20 protein-coding genes are annotated in these 20,237 nt (G+C 36.7%); 6 read left to right on the forward strand and 14 right to left on the reverse strand.

Annotated features, from left to right (window positions below):
* On the reverse strand, window positions 1-1,095 hold the full coding sequence (locus SJY09_RS01085) for a Nif3-like dinuclear metal center hexameric protein (protein ID WP_396638578.1): 1,095 nt from the start codon (window positions 1,093-1,095) through the stop codon (window positions 1-3).
* 51 nt (window positions 1,096-1,146) lie between these two features.
* On the opposite strand from SJY09_RS01085, the gene lpxK reads away from it, so the two are divergent.
* On the forward strand, window positions 1,147-2,145 hold the full coding sequence (lpxK, locus tag SJY09_RS01090; protein ID WP_396637134.1) for a tetraacyldisaccharide 4'-kinase: 999 nt from the start codon (window positions 1,147-1,149) through the stop codon (window positions 2,143-2,145).
* Here lpxK and SJY09_RS01095 read toward each other — a convergent pair.
* From SJY09_RS01095 to SJY09_RS01135, 9 genes are all read right to left on the reverse strand, one after another.
* Entirely contained in the window at window positions 2,135-4,306 is a 2,172-nt protein-coding gene (locus tag SJY09_RS01095; protein ID WP_396637135.1) for an ATP-binding protein, read from the reverse strand. The genes lpxK and SJY09_RS01095 overlap by 11 nt on opposite strands.
* Window positions 4,307-4,350: 44 nt before the next feature.
* A complete protein-coding gene (gene gap / locus SJY09_RS01100; RefSeq protein WP_396637136.1) occupies window positions 4,351-5,361 on the reverse strand; it encodes a type I glyceraldehyde-3-phosphate dehydrogenase in 1,011 nt (336 codons plus the stop codon).
* Window positions 5,362-5,427: 66 nt separating this feature from the next.
* On the reverse strand, window positions 5,428-6,303 hold the full coding sequence (gene lipA, locus SJY09_RS01105) for a lipoyl synthase (RefSeq protein ID WP_396637137.1): 876 nt from the start codon (window positions 6,301-6,303) through the stop codon (window positions 5,428-5,430).
* Between the two features lie 103 nt (window positions 6,304-6,406).
* Window positions 6,407-6,964 carry an RNA polymerase sigma factor gene (locus SJY09_RS01110; RefSeq protein ID WP_396637138.1) on the reverse strand — a complete coding sequence of 186 codons (558 nt, stop codon included), beginning with the start codon at window positions 6,962-6,964 and terminating at the stop codon, window positions 6,407-6,409.
* Between the two features lie 56 nt (window positions 6,965-7,020).
* Window positions 7,021-7,221, reverse strand: a complete 201-nt coding sequence (locus SJY09_RS01115) for a membrane or secreted protein (protein ID WP_396637139.1) — start codon at window positions 7,219-7,221, stop codon at window positions 7,021-7,023.
* A gap of 73 nt (window positions 7,222-7,294) precedes the next feature.
* Window positions 7,295-8,053 (reverse strand): anti-sigma factor domain-containing protein, encoded by a 759-nt coding sequence (locus SJY09_RS01120; protein ID WP_396637140.1) that lies wholly within the window; start codon window positions 8,051-8,053, stop codon window positions 7,295-7,297.
* Window positions 8,050-8,613: an RNA polymerase sigma factor gene (locus SJY09_RS01125; RefSeq protein ID WP_396637141.1), complete on the reverse strand. Its 564-nt coding sequence runs from the start codon at window positions 8,611-8,613 to the stop codon at window positions 8,050-8,052. Before SJY09_RS01125 ends, SJY09_RS01120 begins: the two co-directional genes overlap by 4 nt.
* Before the next feature lie 206 nt (window positions 8,614-8,819).
* A complete protein-coding gene (gene murB / locus SJY09_RS01130; protein WP_396637142.1) occupies window positions 8,820-9,836 on the reverse strand; it encodes a UDP-N-acetylmuramate dehydrogenase in 1,017 nt (338 codons plus the stop codon).
* Window positions 9,836-11,026, reverse strand: a complete 1,191-nt coding sequence (locus SJY09_RS01135) for a pyridoxal phosphate-dependent aminotransferase (protein ID WP_396637143.1) — start codon at window positions 11,024-11,026, stop codon at window positions 9,836-9,838. Before SJY09_RS01135 ends, murB begins: the two co-directional genes overlap by 1 nt.
* A gap of 150 nt (window positions 11,027-11,176) precedes the next feature.
* Between SJY09_RS01135 and SJY09_RS01140 the strand changes: the two genes are divergently transcribed.
* Window positions 11,177-12,508: an aspartyl protease family protein gene (locus SJY09_RS01140; RefSeq protein ID WP_396637144.1), complete on the forward strand. Its 1,332-nt coding sequence runs from the start codon at window positions 11,177-11,179 to the stop codon at window positions 12,506-12,508.
* 51 nt (window positions 12,509-12,559) lie between these two features.
* Here SJY09_RS01140 and SJY09_RS01145 read toward each other — a convergent pair whose 3' ends face one another.
* Window positions 12,560-12,952, reverse strand: a complete 393-nt coding sequence (locus tag SJY09_RS01145; RefSeq protein ID WP_396637145.1) for a DUF1573 domain-containing protein — start codon at window positions 12,950-12,952, stop codon at window positions 12,560-12,562.
* Between the two features lie 194 nt (window positions 12,953-13,146).
* Between SJY09_RS01145 and SJY09_RS01150 the strand changes: the two genes are divergently transcribed.
* The 4 genes from SJY09_RS01150 (at window position 13,147) to SJY09_RS01165 (ending at window position 18,517) form a co-directional block, all read left to right on the forward strand.
* Window positions 13,147-15,777, forward strand: coding sequence for a valine--tRNA ligase (locus SJY09_RS01150; RefSeq protein WP_396637146.1), 2,631 nt, complete (start codon window positions 13,147-13,149; stop codon window positions 15,775-15,777).
* 83 nt (window positions 15,778-15,860) lie between these two features.
* The gene (locus SJY09_RS01155) at window positions 15,861-16,454 is read left to right on the forward strand and encodes a hypothetical protein (RefSeq protein ID WP_396637147.1); all 594 of its coding nucleotides are present in this window, start codon (window positions 15,861-15,863) and stop codon (window positions 16,452-16,454) included.
* 20 nt (window positions 16,455-16,474) lie between these two features.
* Complete coding sequence (locus SJY09_RS01160; RefSeq protein WP_396637148.1) at window positions 16,475-17,743, forward strand: sterol desaturase family protein; 1,269 nt, start codon at window positions 16,475-16,477, stop codon at window positions 17,741-17,743.
* Window positions 17,744-17,752: 9 nt separating this feature from the next.
* Complete coding sequence (locus tag SJY09_RS01165) at window positions 17,753-18,517, forward strand: creatininase family protein (RefSeq protein ID WP_396637149.1); 765 nt, start codon at window positions 17,753-17,755, stop codon at window positions 18,515-18,517.
* An 11-nt stretch (window positions 18,518-18,528) separates the two neighbouring features.
* Here SJY09_RS01165 and SJY09_RS01170 read toward each other — a convergent pair whose 3' ends face one another.
* From SJY09_RS01170 to SJY09_RS01180, 3 genes are read right to left on the reverse strand one after another with little or no spacing between them, the layout of a single operon-like run.
* Window positions 18,529-18,786, reverse strand: a complete 258-nt coding sequence (locus SJY09_RS01170; RefSeq protein WP_396637150.1) for an acyl-CoA-binding protein — start codon at window positions 18,784-18,786, stop codon at window positions 18,529-18,531.
* Window positions 18,761-19,444, reverse strand: coding sequence for a phosphatidylserine decarboxylase family protein (locus SJY09_RS01175; protein WP_396637151.1), 684 nt, complete (start codon window positions 19,442-19,444; stop codon window positions 18,761-18,763). The genes SJY09_RS01170 and SJY09_RS01175 overlap by 26 nt, the downstream gene beginning before the upstream one ends.
* On the reverse strand, window positions 19,434-20,237 hold the full coding sequence (locus SJY09_RS01180; RefSeq protein ID WP_396637152.1) for a phosphatidate cytidylyltransferase: 804 nt from the start codon (window positions 20,235-20,237) through the stop codon (window positions 19,434-19,436). The genes SJY09_RS01175 and SJY09_RS01180 overlap by 11 nt, the downstream gene beginning before the upstream one ends.

Consider the following 20,237-nt stretch of genomic DNA (forward strand, 5'->3'; position numbering starts at 1 on the left):
TTAAAAATACTTGATAGGATTTGTTATACTTTCCGATAAACGGATTGCAAAATTAGGAATTTTTTTCGTAAGATAATCAACTAAAAGAGTTTTTGTAAACTGCTCAGTTTCAAAGTGTCCAATATCCGCTATGACCATCTGTTTTTCCGCTTCGTAAAATTGATGGTATTTTATGTCTGCCGTCACAAATATATCTGCCTTAGCTTGCTTTGCCGCTCTTATAGCAAAGGCACCACTTCCTCCTAAAACCGCTACTCGCTTTACAGGTTTTCCAATTAATTCCGAATGTCTTACGACCGTTGCGTTCATTTTTTTCTTCAGGAAGGTCAGAAAAACTTCTTCTGCCATAGGTTCTTCTAGTTCTGCTACCATGCCCATACCTATATGTTGGTTGGTGTTTTCTAGTGTTGTCACTTCATAGGCTACTTCCTCATAAGGATGGTTCTTTTTTAGGGAAGTTAAAATCTTATGTTCGTCCATTTTTGGATAGGTAAGTGAAATCATTACCTCCTCATCAATGTGTGTTTTTCCTTTTTCTCCTTTTAACGGATTGGTATTTTCTCCTGGCCTGTAACTTCCTTTGCCTATTGTTGTAAAACTGCAGTTGTCGTAGTTTCCAATAGTGCCAGCTCCTGCTTTAAATAATTCTTCTCGTAGTTTGTCCGCAGCATCTGCCGGTACATACGTGACTAATTTTTTGATGGTTCCTTTCTGAGGAATCAATATTCTTCTATCTATTAATTCTAGAACTTCGCAGATTTTAGCGTTTACACCATTAAAAGAATTGTCTAGCGCGGTATGTGGGGAGTATATGGCGATGTCGTTTTTTATTGCTTTTAAAACGGTACGCTCCACGTAATTCCTTCCGGTCAACTTTTTTAATCCATCAAAAATAATTGGATGGAAACTTACGATAAGATTACAGTTATTGGCGATTGCTTCATCAACTACGTGTTCTAGTGTATCAAGGGTTACCAATATACCCTTCACTTTCATCTGACTATCGCCAACGAGAAGACCAACATTGTCAAAGCCCTCGGCATAATCTAAAGGAGCAAGTTCTTCTAAAATTTCTATAACACCATTTACTGTCATTTTCAATAAAATATAAGGTTATCAAAGATAAAATATTATATTTTCGTTCCGATGCAACTGTTGAGAAAACTTCTTTTTCCCATTTCCTTAATTTATGCCTTAGTGGTACGCATTAGAAACTTTTGCTATGATATAGACCTATTTAAATCGAAAACATATACTACACCCACCGTTTGCATAGGCAACCTTAGTGTTGGCGGTACTGGCAAGACACCCATGGTAGAGTTTTTGATAAGAACGCTTCAGAAGGACTATAAGTTGGCCGTATTAAGTAGAGGTTATAAACGTAAAACAGCTGGTTTTATGATTGCAAACGCTAAAACACGCGTGGAAGCAATTGGAGATGAACCTTATCAAATTTTCAAGAAATTTCCTAGGGTTAGCGTTGCAGTAGATGTGGATAGACGTAACGGGATTGAGCAGCTTGAGAAAACCTTAGATCCTGATATCATTATACTAGATGATGCTTTTCAACATAGACGCGTAAAGCCTTCACATACCATTTTACTTACGGCATATGATAATATGTATGTAAATGATTGGTACCTTCCAACGGGCGATTTGAGGGATAGTAAATATGCCGCTAACAGGGCGGATTTAATTGTTATAACCAAATGCCCTCGTGCAATTTCTGAAACCGAAAAAAGAGCTATTAGGGAACAAATGAAGCTCTCTGAACATCAGCAGGTGTTATTTTCATTTCTGGAATACGACAATAAATTACAAGGCACACATGGTGCGTATAATTTACAGTCATTTGAGAATGAAGAAATTACCTTGGTTACAGGCATTGCCAATCCAAAACCGTTATTTGATTATTTAGTTGCTAAGGGCTTAAGAGTTTTGCATTTGGCCTATGCGGATCATCATTTTTTTACTGAGAAGGAGGTACAATTATTCAAAACTAAGGAAACGATTATAACAACGGAGAAGGACTATATGCGTTTAGCAGGTAAGGTCGAAAATCTATATTATCTTCCTATTCGGCATGCTTTTTGGGCTGAAGATGAGGCGGTAATAGAAGCGTACTTAACTGGTATTATGAAGTAGAATTCTGTATCTTCTTGTCAAAAATATTCTCTCCTATTTTTTGATAGAAAATCTCCGGTTTAAAAGGTTTTGTTACCACATCATTGCATCCTGCAGCGTAAAAACTCTCTAAACTATCATCTAATGAAATTGCGGTCAGGGCTATAATGGGTGTTTGTTGATCAAACTCACGTATTTGTATAGTTGCCTCTTCGCCGCTGATTCCGGGCATATGAATATCCATTAAAATAGCGTCGTAGACATTTTCCTTGGCAAGCACAACGGCCTCTTCACCATTACTGGCAATATCACTAGTGATATCCTTTTTGGTCAGCATTTTCTTGGTGATGACCTGGTTAATTTTGTTGTCCTCAACTATCATTAAGTGAAGGCCTTTAAAATCGTAGTCTCTCTGGGTAATTTCAAAATCAACGGTATCGACAAGGTCTTCTAAACTTTTCATATCCACTTCAAAAAAGAAGGAGCTTCCCTCACCGAGGCTACTTTTAAGCTGAATTTTACTACCAAAAAGTTTCAATAAGCTTTTTACTATGGTAAGACCAAGACCGGTGCCTCCGTATTCTCTGTTTATTTGGATAGAACCTTGTTCAAAGCCTTCAAAAATACTTTGCTGTTTTTCTTTAGAAATACCGATACCATCATCTTTTACCTCAAAATAGATTTTTACTTCCTCGTTTTCTTTTTTGAGTAGTTTGGCAATTACCGTGACTTTTCCGTCTTTGGTGAATTTTATAGCGTTACCTATAAGATTCATGAAAACTTGGGACAGCTTTAATGGGTCACTCATTAAATGGTTTGGAATATCTGAGTCGTAATCTAGAATTATCTGTGTTTTGTTTGCTTTGGCACTTTGTTGAAGGGAATCAATAACTTCATTGATAATCTTTTTCAGGTTAAACTCCATGTTTAAAGGCTCCAACTTATTGGCATCAATTTTATTGATATGAAGGATGTCGTTAATAAAGTTTAAAAGATAATCTCCAGAAAACTTTAAGGCCTTTAAATGTTCTTTTTGATGATCGGATGGGTTTTCCTCTAAGAGTAAATGCGTAAGACCCGTAACGGCATATAAGGGAGTTCGGAGCTCATGACTAACTGTAGATAAAAAGTTGGTTTTGGCCTCCATTGCCTGTACTGCGCCATCTCTGGCGACTTGTAGTTCTTTGTTTTTTGTCTGTAAGAGATCGTTTGTCTTTAGTTTAATTTGGTTGTTGCGGTACAAAGAGACCGCCAAGAGAGTTATAATTATAAGAAAGGCCGATGTTAGTATTGCGGTAATTTCAGATCTGTTCTGAGATTCCGTAAGTTCTTGGATTTTATCTTCCTGTCTTATAATTTCCTCGGTTTTAAAGTCGTCCCGTATCTTATCAGCGGTTTTAGCTTCTAACTTTAGTTTTTCAATATTGAATATAGAATCTTTGATTTCAATTAGATTTCTATTGTTAGCCAGTGATTTTTCGTACTGTCCTAGTTTTTCATATACTTTCGTCAAGAGTTCATTAGCTCCTTTGGTTTCCATGAAAAAACCATTTTTATTAGCTAATTCTAAGGCATTTTCACCATTTTTTGCACTCTCCTCTAAATTTTCGGTTTTAAGATTTAGTTCTGCCAAGCCTAGATAAGCCTGAGTGGTTAAATAGTCTTTTTCGTAAATGTCCGTATTTACAACGAGCGAATTTAAATTTTTTGAAGCACTTTCATACTTTTCCAAATTCATATAAACTTGAGCTTCGGTAAGGAGTATATTATTGAAAAAATTACGGTCGTTATTTAGTTGTTTAGCTTCATTGAGCATAAATAGCGCCTGAAAATTTTGATTGCTACGATAGAGCAAAATGGCCTCTATATATTTATGAATGGCATCTCCGTAAGGGTAGGCAATGTCTTTTAAAAGTACGCTGGCTCTGTCCCAATAAAACTGGGTGTCCGCTTCTTTTTCTAATTTTAGGTACAGTAATGAGAGCTCGTGATAACTATCTATTAGTGCCTTGATATCTTCATTTTTCTCTGCTTCTTCCGAAGCTTTATCCAAAGTTTCCAAGGCTTGGTCTATCTTGTTCTGATTTCTTAGTTTTCTTGCTTCGTTGAAGTAGGGGGCGATATCTTTGTATGGGATAGAGTCTTGGGCATATAATGGACTCGCTATTATTGAGAATAACAATAATAAAACAAAATGCTTTAGGCTTTTATGTAATGAAGAGAATTTCAAATATATTCTTTGTTGTTCATAAAATGTATAAGGTCAATAATTCTGCTGCTGTAGCCAGTTTCATTATCGTACCAACCTATTATTTTAACCATTTTCCCTATTACGGAAGTCATCTGAGAATCAAACGTACAAGAATGAGAACTATTGTTTATATCAATAGATACTATAGGGTCTTCCGTGTAAAATAGGATATCCTTTAATTCGTTATCTGCTGACTTTTCAAAAGTATCATTTATTTCTTTAATAGTAATATTCCTTTTTACATTGAAGGTAATATCTGTCAAAGAACCATTTGGAACTGGGACTCTGATACCGCAGCCACCGATTACATCAGCTAAATCGGGGAAAATTCGAGTTAATGCTTTTGCGGCTCCTGTAGTTGTGGGAACAATAGATTGCGATGCTGCTCTGGCTCTTCTTAAATCTCGATGCGGTTGATCATGTAAGCTTTGATCACTGGTGTAAGAGTGTATTGTGGTAATATAGGCCTGCTCAATACCACATAAATCATTGATGACTTTAATCATTGGTGCCGCATTATTAGTAGTGCACGAGGCATTGGATATAATTTCGTCGTTTTTAGTTAAGGCACCTTCATTAATACCGTAAACTATCATTTTAATAGCCTCGTCAATAGGTGGAACGGATAATATAACTTTCTTGGCGCCATTTTTTAAATGATAGTCTAGGCTTTCTTTGGTCTTAAATTTTCCGGAACATTCAACGACTATGTCAACTTTTTGAGCTGTCCAGTTTATCTCTTTAGGGTGCTTTTGATTAGTAAGTTTTATAGCTTCTTTTTCTACAATAATATGTTGATCGTCATAAGATATAGACGAGTTCATTATCCCATGAATACTATCGTATTTCAAAAGATGTGACAGTGTTTTGGTATCCGCCAAATCATTAATCGCCACCACTTTAAGATTGGGATGATTTTGAAGTAGCCTGAAAAATGTACGGCCTATACGACCAAAGCCATTGATACCTATGTTAACTGTTTTCATGGCATAAAATTAAGGCTTTAAAAGCTGCTGAGAACTTTCTGTTTAAAACTTGATGGAGTAAAAGTACTAATGAATATGTTTATGGGCCTTATAAGAAGAACGCACCAAAGCACCACTTTCTACATGTCTAAAACCCATTTCCAAACCAATCGTTTCATATTTCTTAAACTGCTCCGGTGTAATAAATTCTTTTACGGGCAAGTGTTTTTTTGAGGGCTGTAAATATTGTCCGATAGTAACAATATCTACCTTTGCTTTTCGTAAATCTTGCATTGTTGCAATCACTTCTTCCTCTAATTCGCCAAGGCCCAACATTATGCCGGATTTTGTTCTATTAATGCCACTTGCTTTTAAATAACGTAAAACTTCTAGACTTCGTTCGTATTTTGCTTGTATCCGTACTTCCCTGGTTAGCCTTTTTACGGTCTCCATATTATGTGACACCACTTCTGGTGCAACAGCCACGATACGGTCAATATGTCTTTCTATACCTTGAAAATCAGGAATAAGTGTCTCTAGCGTAGTATTTGGATTCATTCTTCTGATAGCCTTTACAGTTTCGGCCCAAATAATAGAGCCCATATCTTTAAGGTCGTCTCGGTCTACTGAAGTAATTACGGCATGTTTAATTCCCATAATTTTTATAGATCTTCCCACCTTTTCTGGCTCAGCCCAATCTACATCTTCTGGTCTACCAGTTTTAACACCACAAAAACCACAAGAACGGGTACAAATATTACCTAATATCATAAATGTGGCGGTACCCTCTCCCCAACATTCGCCCATATTCGGGCAACTACCAGAAGTACAAATGGTATGCAAATCATACTTTTCCACCAAACCTCTTAGTTGGGTGTATTTTTTACCTGTAGGGAGCTTTACCCTAAGCCATTTTGGTTTTCCTTTTGGGGGCGCTACATTTTCTTTTACTGCTACGGACATACCTAATTTTTACACAAATATACGAACTAAATTGCACCCGTACCGAGCAGAAAGAGCTGCTTAGTTGTTATAAAAAAGTAAATGTTTTTAAGTTGTATTGGGGTTACTTTGTATTTGTAATAATCTCTGCAAGTAATTTTTTGGCCCTTAACAATTTTACTTTAACATTGTTCATTGGCTCATTGAGCTTATCTGCTATATCAGCATAGCTAAGTTCATTGAAGAACCTTAGATTTATGACTTCTTGGTAATGTGGTTTAAGCTTTTTGATATCTCTGAGTAGGTTTGCTAGATTTTGCTCTTGTATCAGTTGATCTTCCATGGAAGGAGCATTATCCAACACTTTACGGATTGCCTCACCACTACCTCTGGTATCTAAGATGCTTCTTTTTCTTTTACGAATAAGGTCTATGTGAATATTTTTAGAAATAGCTATGAGCCAAGTTTTGAAAACATAGGCGTTGTCATAGGTATTTATTTTGTCAAAAGCTTTAGAGAAGGTTTGTATAGTAATGTCTTCAGCGTCATTTTCATTCTCTGTGCGCTTTAATTGAAATCCATAAACATCGTTCCAAAAACAATCTAAAAGTTTACTAAAAGCAATTTGGTTGCCTTTTTTCGCCTTTGCGATTGTGTCTTCCAGAACTTTTTTGTTATCCAATATAAATAATTACTATAAGTTATAAGAAACTCGTAAACCTTAGCTATCTCCCTATTTTAGGCCACTATATCTTTTTTACAGTCTTGTTCGCTCGGAAGTTTTCCGCACATGCCACAGGCTTCTCCATCCTTGTTCAAGAATGGACTTTGACTTGCACAGGTGCCTGCAAATTTACCATCTTTTTTTGCCCAAATCTTTATAGCTATCCCTGAAAACGCAAGTGCTAAAAGACCTATGGTGAGTAAAATAAGTTTCATAAACTAAAATTTTTACAAAGATAAAAAAATAAAGCCCCTAGTAGGGGCTTTAAGATTACTTTAATATGAGGATTTAGTAAGAGATGTTCGCAACTATATTATCTACGGTCGGATTTAGATTTCCGCCTTCTGGTTCAATTGTAATATAACTAACCGCATTTTCTGCATACGGCAACGCCATTAGATTTTGGCTGTTTGTAGCCTCTTCTATAATTCCTAGATTTAACATTTCTCCATTAACCTCTGCCCACATCTGATAACACTGGTTTTCTGGTAGATTAGGAAGCTTACTAACGTTTATGTAAGAGAGTTTCTTTACAGGGTTGATATAGGCAACAGCCTTTAATTCTTTGGCTTTTCTATTACCATTAACAGTGTATTTTTTTGTCTGAGGATTATTGAGGACTATAAATTGGTTCCTTACATCCTCTAGTTGCTGTTTCATGTCCGCTTCCAAAAGCTTTATTTTATTACTTACAACACTATTCTCTTCTTGAAGATTTTGGTTCTGGTTGTAAAAGAAATAAGAAGCACTTGCAAACATAACAGCTGCAAAACTTGCTGCAATAGCGTACCTAAAGAATTTTTTTCTTCCGCTTCTCTCAGAACGAATCCTTGCTACTATCTTTTCCTTAAGTCCTGCCGGAGATTTAATGGCATGTAGTTTGGCAAAGGTTTCTAAGTTATCCTGAAGTTCATTGTATGTCTTTCTTACTTCTGGATACATCGCAATATATTGTTCTACACGCAATGCTTCCATATCCGTAGTATTCCCTAAAAGATATTTTTCCAATAAATCGGATGCTAGGAATATTTTAATTTTTTCTTTCATTGTACTAAATTTAGTAAAAGCATTATCATAGCCGGACCATAAATCTTACCTAATTCTCTAAGTCCGATTTTTAATCTAGACTTAATGGTTCCTAATGGAATATCCAATTCGTCACTAGCTTCTTGTTGCGTCATACCTTGAAAAAATAATGCTTCTAACACTATTTGGTATTTTTCTTCAATCTTTTCTAGATTCTCCTGAATATCCATTAATTCTGGCCGTGTGCTTTCAACACCTAAAGTATATACGTCAGAAACATCAATTTGGATTTCCTTGTCGGATTTTGTGTTAACACTCCTTAGCTTATCTATAGCCGTGTTTCTAGTAATTCTAAATAACCAAGTAAATAGCTTGGCTTTGGAAGGATCGTAAGAATCTGCTTTCTTCCATATTTTCACAAAACTTTCTTGGAGTACATCTTGGGCTAGTTCCTGATCCCGAACTACTTTATTGGCTACACCTAGTAAGGTATCGCCATAATTATCATACAGTAGTGCAATGGCCTTATCATTGCGCTCCTGCAGTAATTCAACGATATGTTTTTCAAGTAGTGTGCTCATAATGTAAAGATGTGTCTAAAGTTTTTGCAAGACAAACATCCAAACCGCTTTATCTCTTCGTATATGAATAAACGCTAATTTATAAAATTGATTGTTAAGGCAGCGTTATCTAAAAATATATATCGCATAAGTGGTCAGCTGGTAACTGCTCACTTAGTTTTTGGTTAGTTTGGTTTGGTATAACCCTCGTAATTTTATTGCGAGGGTTATTTTATGACATTAACTTCTGGTTGAATACTAATTCCGAATTTAGCATATACTGCTTTGATAATAGTATGAGCCAGACCTAAAATTTCTTCACCTGTGGCCTTATCATAATTTACGAGTACTAAAGCTTGCTTAGTGTGCACACCTGCATCCCCGAAGCGTTTACCTTTAAAACCACATTGTTCAATAAGCCAACCAGCTGGTATTTTATAGGCAGATTCGGAGACTTTGTAAAAAGGTGCTGTTGGGTGTTTTTTAGTGAAGTTTTCAAATTCACTTTTAGTGATAATCGGATTTTTAAAGAAACTTCCACTATTTCCTATTTCTTTTGGGTCTGGTAGTTTGTTGTTTCTAATGGAAATAACGGCATTGGAGATATCCTTGATACTCGGGTCTACGATATGCTGCATTTGTAATTCTTCCTCAATTGCTCCATAGCCAGTGTGTAATTTATGATCTCTCTTGGTAAGTGCAAAGGTTACGTTAGTAATGACAAAGGCATCTTTTCCTTCCGATTTAAAGAAAGATTCCCGGTAACCGAATTTACAATCCTCTTTTGAAAATTCCCTTACTTCTAGATTTTCTCGGTTTATTGCCTCACAACAGACAAAAGAATCCTTTAGTTCAACTCCGTAAGCACCAATATTTTGGACAGGTGCCGTACCTGTATTGCCAGGTATAAGCGACATATTTTCTAATCCGCCGAACCCTTGCTCTATGGTCCACAACACGAATTGATGCCAGTTTTCACCGGCCATGACTTTGATTTTTACGTGCTTATCATTCTCTGAAATAATGGTTTTGCCCTTATTGTTTACATGAATGACCAATGCATTGATATCATTGACTAAAAGCATGTTACTACCTCCGCCTAGAATAAACTTTTCTGGGTACTCCTTTAATTCTAAAGCATTTTTTAATTCTTGGACATTGGTTACGGCGACAAAAAAACGTGCTTTCACGTCAATTCCGAAGGTATTGAAGTTTTTTAACGAGAAGTCTTTCTTAATCTGCATTATCCAATGTAACTTTTTAAAGCTTCCCCTAAAATATGAACTGCTCTTTTAAGACTTTCTTGATCGAGTACATAGGCAATTCTAATTTGATTTTTTCCTAAACCGGGCGTAGCATAAAAACCAGCGGCAGGCGCAACCATGACCGTTTCATTATTTACCCTAAAATCTTCTAGCAGCCATTGTGCAAAATCATCGGCATCTGCAATGGGTAGTTCTGCAATGCAATAAAATGCGCCATTAGGTTGTGCTACTTTAACACCATCTAGCTTTTTTAGTTCGGTAATAAGTAAATTTCTTCTTAGAACGTATTCTTCAATGACATCATCAAAATAGCTTTGGGGAGTGTCTAAGGCAGCCTCGCTGGCAATTTGGGCATAGGTCGGCGGTGAAAGCCTTGCTTGGGCAAATTTCAAAGCCGTTTTAATTACTTCTTTGTTCTTGGATACTAAGAAGCCTATCCTTGCCCCACACATACTGTATCTCTTGGATACGGAATCAACAATTATGGCGTGTTCATCTAATCCTTCTTCCTGTAAGATGGAATAGTGCGAAGTATTGTCGTAAGTAAACTCTCTGTAAACTTCATCCGCAATTAGAAATAAATCATGCTTTTTTACGATTTCCGCCAGTTTTTGAATCTCTTCTTTGCTATAAAGATATCCCGTAGGGTTACCTGGATTGCAGATGAGGATTCCTTTGGTCCTAGGGGTAATTAATTTTTCGAAATCTGCTATTGGAGGAAGGGCAAAATTATTTTCAAGTTTTGAAATGACTGGAACTACCTTTACGCCTGAGGCGGTGGCAAACCCATTGTAATTGGCATAAAAAGGCTCGGGTATAATAATTTCATCTTCGGCATCGGCAATGGAGCCCATAGCGAAAGAAAGTGCCTCGGAACCACCGGTAGTTACAATGATATCTTTTGCGCTTACACTAATGCCATTGCGATGATAGTATGCGGCTATCTTGGTTCTATATGCCTCTGAACCTTCTGTTCTGCTATATTCTAAAACGTTAAGGGTGTTGTTTTTTACCGCATCAAGGGCAATTTGCGGCGTTTTTATATCTGGTTGCCCAATGTTAAGGTGTATGACCTTGGCTCCTTTTTTCTTTGCATTTTCCGCATAAGGGACTAGTTTTCTAATAGGCGATTCGGGCATGGAAAGCCCTTTTTGGGAAACAGATGGCATAAGCTCTAATTTTTAGCAAAAGTGGTAAATCATTGTGGATCTTACAATAGTAGCGTAGTTTATTTACCGAGTGCTCGCAGAACTGTTAAAACCCAGGGGTGAAAGAAAAAATGTCGTAACTTGAAGAGAGTTAATCAATTGGATTACAAGATGTCAACATATTTTTCACGGCTACATTTTTTATTTGCTATATGTTTTCCCATATTCTTCTTTGCCCAGAACTATGAAATGGAGAAAGGGCAACGGGTTGAAAAGATAAATTTTGAGTTAATTAATAATTTGATGGTTGTTCCTGTTGAGGTAAACGGAACTGAGTTATCCTTTATCTTGGATTCTGGGGTAGGTACACCAATTTTATTTAATCTTGCGGACCAAGATTCCATTCAACTTAAAAATGTTTCAGAAATCACCATTAATGGTCTCGGTGAGGGCGACCCCATAAGTGCGCTTAGTTCTAGCGGTAATTTTTTCAAACTTGGAAATATTAGAAATTTTGCCCAAAAATTATATGTTGTTATGGATGGCGGCATCAATTTTTCTCCAAGTTTAGGCATACCTATCCATGGTATTATTGGTTATGACCTCTTCAAAGATTTTGTGGTAGATATTAATTATGTTACCAAAAGCATTCGATTTTACGATCCTGAAGATTATACCTATAAACATAAAAATAAGTCCAACACCTTACCAATTGATATTATCAATAAAAAAGCTTACTTAGATGCTGAAGTAGGTTTAAGGAATGACGAACGTTTTGAGGTTAAATTGTTATTGGACACAGGAAGTAGTGATGCAGTTTGGTTATTTGAGGATGAGGATTTAAGTGTTCCCAAAGAATATTATGAGGACTTTTTAGGTAAAGGACTTGCTGGTGATATTTATGGAAAACGAACCAGAATCAATCATCTTAAAATAGGGGATTATGAACTGGATAATGCTAAAGCTGCCTTTCCTGATATGGTAACTTTTAGTTCCATTAAAAATCTCGGAGATAGAAATGGTAGTCTGGGAGGTGAGGTGCTACGAAGGTTCAATATAACCTTTGATTATCCGAATGAGCAAATTACTATTAGAAAGAACAGTAATTTTAGGAAACCCTTTCGATATAACATAAGTGGTATAGACTTACAACATGCAGGTGTACGATATGTATCTGAACGTATTTCTAGTCCTAATGGTGTTGTATTCAACAATGAAAGGAAGTATGGCGATGTTAAGATTTTATTGGAGAATGCTACCAAGCTCAGTGTTGTTCCTGAAATTGTTGTGTCCGCTATACGTGCTGGAAGTCCAGCCCATAGCGCAGGATTGAAAGAAGGAGATGTAATTTTAGCCGTAAACGGGAAAAGGATTCACCGCTATAAGCTTCAAGAGATTTTACATATGTTGAACGATAAACAAGGTAAACGCGTTAAAGTGCTTATTGAAAGATCGGATAATGACCTGCTTTTCAGTTTTATTTTAAAAGATCTATTTAAATAAAAATAGCCCGGCAGAACCGGGCTATAACTAATTTTATATGTATAAAGCGTATTACTTTCCGCTAACGGTAGATTTAATTTCTCCCTTTATCTTTAAAACTTTAGTCGGTGTATCCGCGTTCGATATTACGGTGATAGCCTTTCTAATAGGGCCTACACGGTTCGTATCATACTTCACTTGAATTTCACCGGTTTTACCAGGTAAGATAGGAGCTTCTGGTTTCTTAGGTATGGTACAACCACAACTAGAGCTTACTTTACTGATAATTAATGGAGCAGAACCCGTATTGGTGAACTCAAATACTCGCACACCATCAGAACCTTTTGCTATTTCTCCATAGTCAACGGTTTCCGTTTTAAACTCGATTTTAGCGGCCGTATCCTGTGCTGTTACAGTTAATCCGATCAGACCAACAAATAATAGAAGTACTATTTTTTTCATCATTTTTAATTTTTGAGCGAATTTCAAAATTAAATCTTTTCAGTTCAACCTCAAAATCCTTTTGTTATACTCTAACGTTACTTATTTTTGTTTCGTATTTAATTTTAGGTAAAAAAGAAGCTGAAAGCGATATTTAACAAATCTTTTCGGCTTTGTTTTTTAATCCTAACTCCATAATTCAAAAACTATTCCAAAAAATGGAAATCCCTTCAAAATATGAGCCACATGAGGTAGAGAACCGATGGTATGACTATTGGATGAAAAACAACTTTTTTCATTCTTCGCCAGATGATAGAGAGCCTTATACCATTGTTATTCCGCCACCAAACGTCACCGGTATTTTACATATGGGTCATATGTTGAACAATACTATACAAGATGTATTAATTAGAAGGGCGCGTCTCATGGGCAAGAATGCCTGCTGGGTACCAGGTATGGACCATGCCTCTATTGCCACTGAGGCTAAGGTCGTTGCCAAATTAAAAGAAGACGGAATAGCTAAGTCGGATTTATCTCGAGAAGAATTTTTAAAACATGCTTGGGATTGGACCGATGAATATGGCGGAGTAATTCTAGATCAACTAAAAAAGTTAGGTTGTTCTTGTGATTGGAACAGGACAAAATTTACTATGGATGACGATATGTCAGCTTCTGTAGTTAAAGTTTTTGTGGATTTATACAAAAAAGGTCAGATTTACAGGGGCCACAGGATGGTTAATTGGGATCCAGAAGCGCAAACCACACTTTCCGATGAAGAAGTAATCTATGAGGAAAAGCAGGGGTTATTGTATTATCTAGAATACCAATTAGAGGGCTCGGATGAAAAAGTGACTATTGCCACCACAAGACCTGAAACCATTTTAGGCGATACTGCAATTTGTATTAACCCCAATGATGAACGATTTCAGCATTTAAAGGGTAAAAAAGCCATTGTACCCATATGCGGGCGGCTTATCCCCATAATCGAAGATGAATATGTTGATATAGAATTTGGAACAGGATGCCTAAAAGTTACACCAGCTCACGATATTAACGATAAATCCTTAGGTGAAAAGCACAACCTTGAAACTATTGATATTTTTAATGATGATGCTACCCTTAATAGTTTTGGATTGCACTATCAAGGGAAAGATAGGTTTGTAGTGCGTAAAGAAATTTCCAAGGAACTAAAAGAAAAAGGTTTTTTGGTTAAAACGGAGACCCATATCAATAAAGTAGGAACCTCTGAGCGAACCAAGGCGGTGATAGAACCCAAACTTTCAGACCAGTGGTTTCTTAGGATGGAAGATTTGGCAAAGCCGGCTTTGGATGCCGTGATGACAAGTAAAGAAGTAAAACTTTTCCCTAAGAAATTTGAAAATACCTACCGTCACTGGATGGAAAATATTCGGGATTGGAATATTTCCCGTCAGTTGTGGTGGGGACAACAAATTCCCGCTTACTATTTTGGTGACGGACAAGACGATTTTGTTGTAGCAACAAATATCGATGAAGCTTTGGCTTTAGCCAAAGAAAAATCGAATAACCAACAACTAACAGCTAACAACTTAAGACAAGACGAAGATGTTCTAGATACATGGTTTTCCTCTTGGTTATGGCCTATAAGTGTATTTGGAGGTATTTTAGACCCTGAAAATGATGAAGTGAAGTATTACTATCCTACAAACGATTTAGTTACGGGTCCGGATATTTTATTTTTCTGGGTAGCAAGGATGATAGTTGCAGGTTATGAATACCGAGGAGAACGACCTTTTGAGAACGTATATTTTACTGGCCTGGTAAGGGACAAGCAGCGAAGAAAAATGTCTAAATCGCTAGGCAACTCGCCTGATGCCTTAAAGTTAATAAGTGACTACGGTGCAGATGGTGTGCGTGTTGGTTTACTCTTAAGTTCTGCCGCTGGGAATGATTTAATGTTCGATGAGGACCTTTGTCAGCAAGGAAAGAATTTTGCCAATAAGATTTGGAATGGTTTCCGTTTGTTGAAGGGATGGGAAGTTTCAGATTTACCGCAGCCTCAAGCTTCTAAATTAGCATTGGATTGGTATGCTTCAAAGTTTAATGAGACTTTAGTTGAGATTGAAGACCATTTCAGTAAATACCGTATTTCTGATGCGTTAATGAGTATTTATAAATTGGTTTGGGACGACTATAGTTCTTGGTTACTAGAGCTTATAAAACCAGCATATCAACATCCTATAGACAGAACAACCTTTGATGCTGTAATTCATATTTTTGAACAGAACTTGAAATTATTACATCCGTTTATGCCATTTCTTACCGAGGAGGTTTGGCAGCATATTGCGTCTAGAACTCCACAGGAAGCATTGGTGGTAGCAGAATGGCCGAAAGTATCGGCGTCTGATAAGCGTTTAATTGAAGATTTTGATTTTGCGACAGAGGTCATATCGGGAATTAGGACCATTAGAAAAGAAAAGAATATTCCTATGAAGGAAGCTTTGGGGCTTTCTGTATTGAATAAAGAAAAAGTAGACCTTAAATGGGATGCCATCATCTGTAAATTAACCAACGTTTCGGAAGTTTCTTATATCGATAGTCCTTTGGAAGGGGCCTTGACTTTTCGGGTAAAAGCTAATGAATACTTTATTCCCGTTGAAGGAAATATTGATGTTGAAGCAGAAATAACAAAAATAAAAGAAGAGCTCAAGTACACAGAAGGTTTTCTAAAATCTGTTCAGAAGAAATTGTCCAACGAACGTTTTGTTAACAATGCTCCGGAACAGGTTGTTGGTATAGAAAAGAAGAAAGCTGCAGATGCTGAAGCAAAAATTGAAACCTTAAAAAAGAGTTTGGCAAATTTAGGTTAAGTACAGATAGTGGCCTTAATTAGGGTAAACACAATGTTTTTTTAGAATATAATGTTTGTTATCTTTAGACAAACAGTACTATCATGAAAACAAAAACACTATTACTATCCGTTCTCTTTGGGGTATACCTAACCGCTCAGGATAATACTACTAAAATTCTTCCTGCGGAAATACAGATTAAGACTGCTGTTCTTCCTGCACCAGATGCCGATAAGGATGCGGCCATGGTTTACGGTTATAATGTAGAAGGTAAGATGATTGTACTCCGTGAGGGTACTAATAATCTCGTTTGCCTCGCAGATGACCCTAAAAAAGAAGGTATTAGTGTTTCGTGTTATTCTAAGAAGTTAGAACCCTTTATGAAAAGGGGAAGGGCGCTTACGGCCGAAGGCAAAAATTTCAAGGAAAAAAGAGAAATCCGCGGAATGGAAGTAGCTAAAGGTGAAATACAAATGCCTCGCGAACCTAGCATGACATATATCTATTACGGAAGTGAGGCAGGCTATGATCCAGATACAGGAGAATTAGAAGATGGTCAGTTCAGGTATGTTATTTATACGCCTTTTGCGACTACAGAGTCCACCGGTTTGCCGGATAAACCACATGCCAAAGGAATGCCTTGGTTAATGGATCCCGGGACTTTTCGTGCCCACATCATGGTAGGTCCTTTCAATTAATAGCTCTAGAGCATAGTATCATGGAAGCATACGCTACGGCATTACTCTACGCTATTCCTTTTTTTATGGTACTCCTGGGAGTAGAGATTTTGTATGGTTATCTTGTTAAAAATCAGAAGCATAATGTGCTAGATTCTGTGTCTAGCATAAGTTCTGGGCTTACCAATATTATTAAAGATTCTTTAGGAATAGGCGTTATTTTGGTTACCTATCCATACTTGTTAGAAGCATTGGCCCTAACTGAAATAGAAAACACATGGCTGGTTTGGGTAATGGCATTCATAGCTATAGATTTTGCGGGGTACTGGAACCATAGATTAAGTCACAAGGTCAATTTTTTCTGGAACCAACATGTTATTCATCATAGTAGTGAGGAGTTTAATTTAGCCTGCGCATTAAGGCAATCTATTTCTAATTTATTGGGATATTTTCCTTTACTATTAATTCCGGCTGCTTTATTAGGCATCCCAAATGAAGTGATAGCCGTATTAGCCCCGGCGCATTTATTTGCCCAGTTCTGGTATCATACGCAGCATATAGGTAAGTTAGGGTTTTTAGAATACATCATTGTAACACCATCGCAACATCGCGTGCATCATGCTATAAACCCAGAATATATAGATAAGAATTTAGGTCAAATATTATGTGTATGGGATAGGTTGTTCGGTACGTTTCAAGAAGAATTAGCTGCGGTGCCACCCCAATACGGTATATTAAAACCAGCAAGGACATGGAATCCCCTATATATCAATTTTCAACATATTTGGAGGCTACTATTGGATGCTTGGAGAACCAATAATTTATGGGACAAAATACGAATATGGTTTATGCCTACCGGTTGGAGACCTAACGATGTTATTAATCGGTACCCGATTCGGATTATTGAAGATGTTTACGGGTTTGAACGTTACAAAACGGCAACTTCTAAACGATTTAACGCTTATCTCATATTTCAGTTACTAACGACTACCGCACTTTTGTTGTTCATGTTCTATAATTATGGAAATTTAAGTTTTGGAGAACTTCTTATGTACGGGGGTTTAATATTTTTGGGAATTTATGGGTATACAAGCTTAATGGATAGGACGGCATATGCTATTTGGGTAGAGGTTCTAAGAGGAGTTTTAGGGGTCACCATAATTCTCTTTACTGGAGATTGGTTTGGAATGAATAACTATATCGTTTGGGGGAGTTTAATGGTTTTGGTTTATTTCATTTTAACTATCATGGGAGGGTTTTACTTTACTTTTAGCAAAGACCTATACCCAGAAGCTTCACTAACCATCTAAATTATTGTTATGATCAGACCCTATATTTTAGCGGAAACGAATTGGAAGCATCTTAAAGACGAAAGTTTTGATCTTGCTATTTTACCATGGGGTGCTACAGAGGCACACAATTATCATTTACCCTATGCTACAGATAACTTTCAGGCTGAGGCAATAGTCCAGGAGTCTGCAAAAATTGCTTGGAAAAAGGGCAAAAAGGTGATTGTGCTTCCAACTATTCCATATGGTGTAAATACGGGTCAAAAGGATATTTATTTAGATATGAATCTAAATCCGAGTACCCAATTAGCCATTCTTAGGGACCTTATCACAGTACTAAATGCTCAAGGAATTTATAAATTATTGATTTTCAATGGGCATGGCGGCAACAATTTTAAACCTTTGGTAAGAGAGTTAGGGTTAGAATTTCCCAATATGTTCATCAGTTTCTGTTTTTTCCCTCAAATGTTTGATAAGTCAATTTACTTTAAAGAGGAAGGCGATCACGCCGACGAAATGGAAACAAGTCTAATGCTTTATTTAAGACCAGATTTAATTCTTTCACGGAACGAATGGGGTAGTGGAGATGCTAAGAAGTTTAAAATAAAAGCTTTTAACGAAGGATGGGCATGGGCAGAGCGCCAATGGTCAAAAGTTAGTGCAGATACCGGGATAGGTAATCCTGAATATGCTACCAAGGATAAGGGAGAACGTTTCTTTAACGATGTTTGTGAAAAGCTTGCTAAGCTCTTAAATGAGATCTGTGATGCGGATCTGGAGAATCTCTTCGAATAGGCAAGACTATCTTAACGTAATTCTTGATTTACTAGTTTAATATAGGATTTCATAGCAGCTTTCTGGTCTATATTTTTAGCTTGGATTAATGCGTTGGCTTTAAAAGCGTTAATTAATGGTGTTTTACTTCCAGGGTTATCAAAATTTTCGTGAGCAATTTTATAGTACGCATATAATTTTAACAAGACATCCGCAGGAATGGGTGTTTTATAGCTATTCACAAAATCTATTGCGTCCCTAAAATCAGTATGTAATTTCTTCTTTTTCATTGGGGTCTACAAATGTAGCAATGCACGTACTCGCTCCTTTTACTTTTTGATTTAGCTGAACATTTATTTCACAGTCCAGTGGTAGGTAAAGATCTACTCTTGAGCCAAATTTAATAAAACCAGAGTCATCACCCTGCTGAACACTTTCTCCTTTTTCGGCGTAGTTTACGATACGTCTAGCCATGGCACCAGCAATTTGTCTAAAAAGAATATCACCAAACTTAGGTGTTCTAATGACCACTGTGGTTCGCTCATTTTCCTCGCTGGATTTAGGATGCCATGCAACTAAATATTTACCGGGATGATATTTAGAGTATTTAATGCTACCACTAGCCGGATAACGTGTTACATGAACATTAACAGGGGACATAAAGATAGACACTTGTTTGCGTTTGTCGTTGAAATATTCATTTTCTTCAACCTCTTCAATTACAACGACTTTACCGTCCACAGGGGAGAGAATTTCGTCAAAATTCTTGACAACTATTCTTTTGGGATTCCTAAAGAATTGCAAAATTAATACAAGTACAACTAGGGCCGTAATTTGTATGGTAAGTTTTAGCCAAGGGAGGTCTATAAAAAAATGCGACAGTATAACTGCTATACCAATTATGAAAAAGGTAGTCAATATAATTTTTTGACCCTCTCTATGAAACATATGTAAAAATATTTAATGTTAGGTATGCAAAAGGAGCGGCGAAGACTAGACTATCTAATCTATCTAACATACCGCCATGTCCGGGTAAAATAGCACCACTATCTTTTACTCCGGCCGTTCTTTTGAACTTTGATTCTATTAAATCTCCCAAGCTTCCGGAGATTACGATAACAGTTGCCAATATCATCCATTGCAAAGGGCTTATGATTTGTTCTTGTGTTCCCATAATATACGCTGCACCAAGGGCAAATATAAAACCACCAAGCGTACCTTCAACAGTTTTTTTAGGGGAAACGGCGGGAAATAATTTTGTTCTACCTATACTTTTACCGACCAAATAGGCAAAGGAGTCGTTCACCCAAATTAGTATAAAGATTCCCATGATAAGGAGCTTTGCAAAAGCATCGTTCTTATACGGAATCATAGTTAAAAAAATACAACCTCCACCAATATAAAAAAGCCCAATTAGGAACTTTTGCAGGGTGTTGAACATTCTTTTTTTATTCGAGAAAAGATAAAAGAGTAGTACAATATCAACAATAATGGTGATTACCATTAAAATATTAATCAATAATTGGTCATGTACCAGATAAATATAAGCCCACCAGAGCAATAAATAAGCAGCAAACAGGTAGTATCCCTTAAGCTGGACTAAACGTTTGTATTCATAAAGACAGGCTAACCCGAATGTCATAAAAAGGAAATCAAACGCATCTGAACTAAGGAAGACGGCAGAAAGTAATAAAACTATATACACGCCCCCAGTTAGTGACCTTCGTAAAATTTCCTTCAT

It is taken from the genome of Maribacter sp. R77961, from assembly GCF_044594925.1.
GTDB lineage: Bacteria > Bacteroidota > Bacteroidia > Flavobacteriales > Flavobacteriaceae > Maribacter.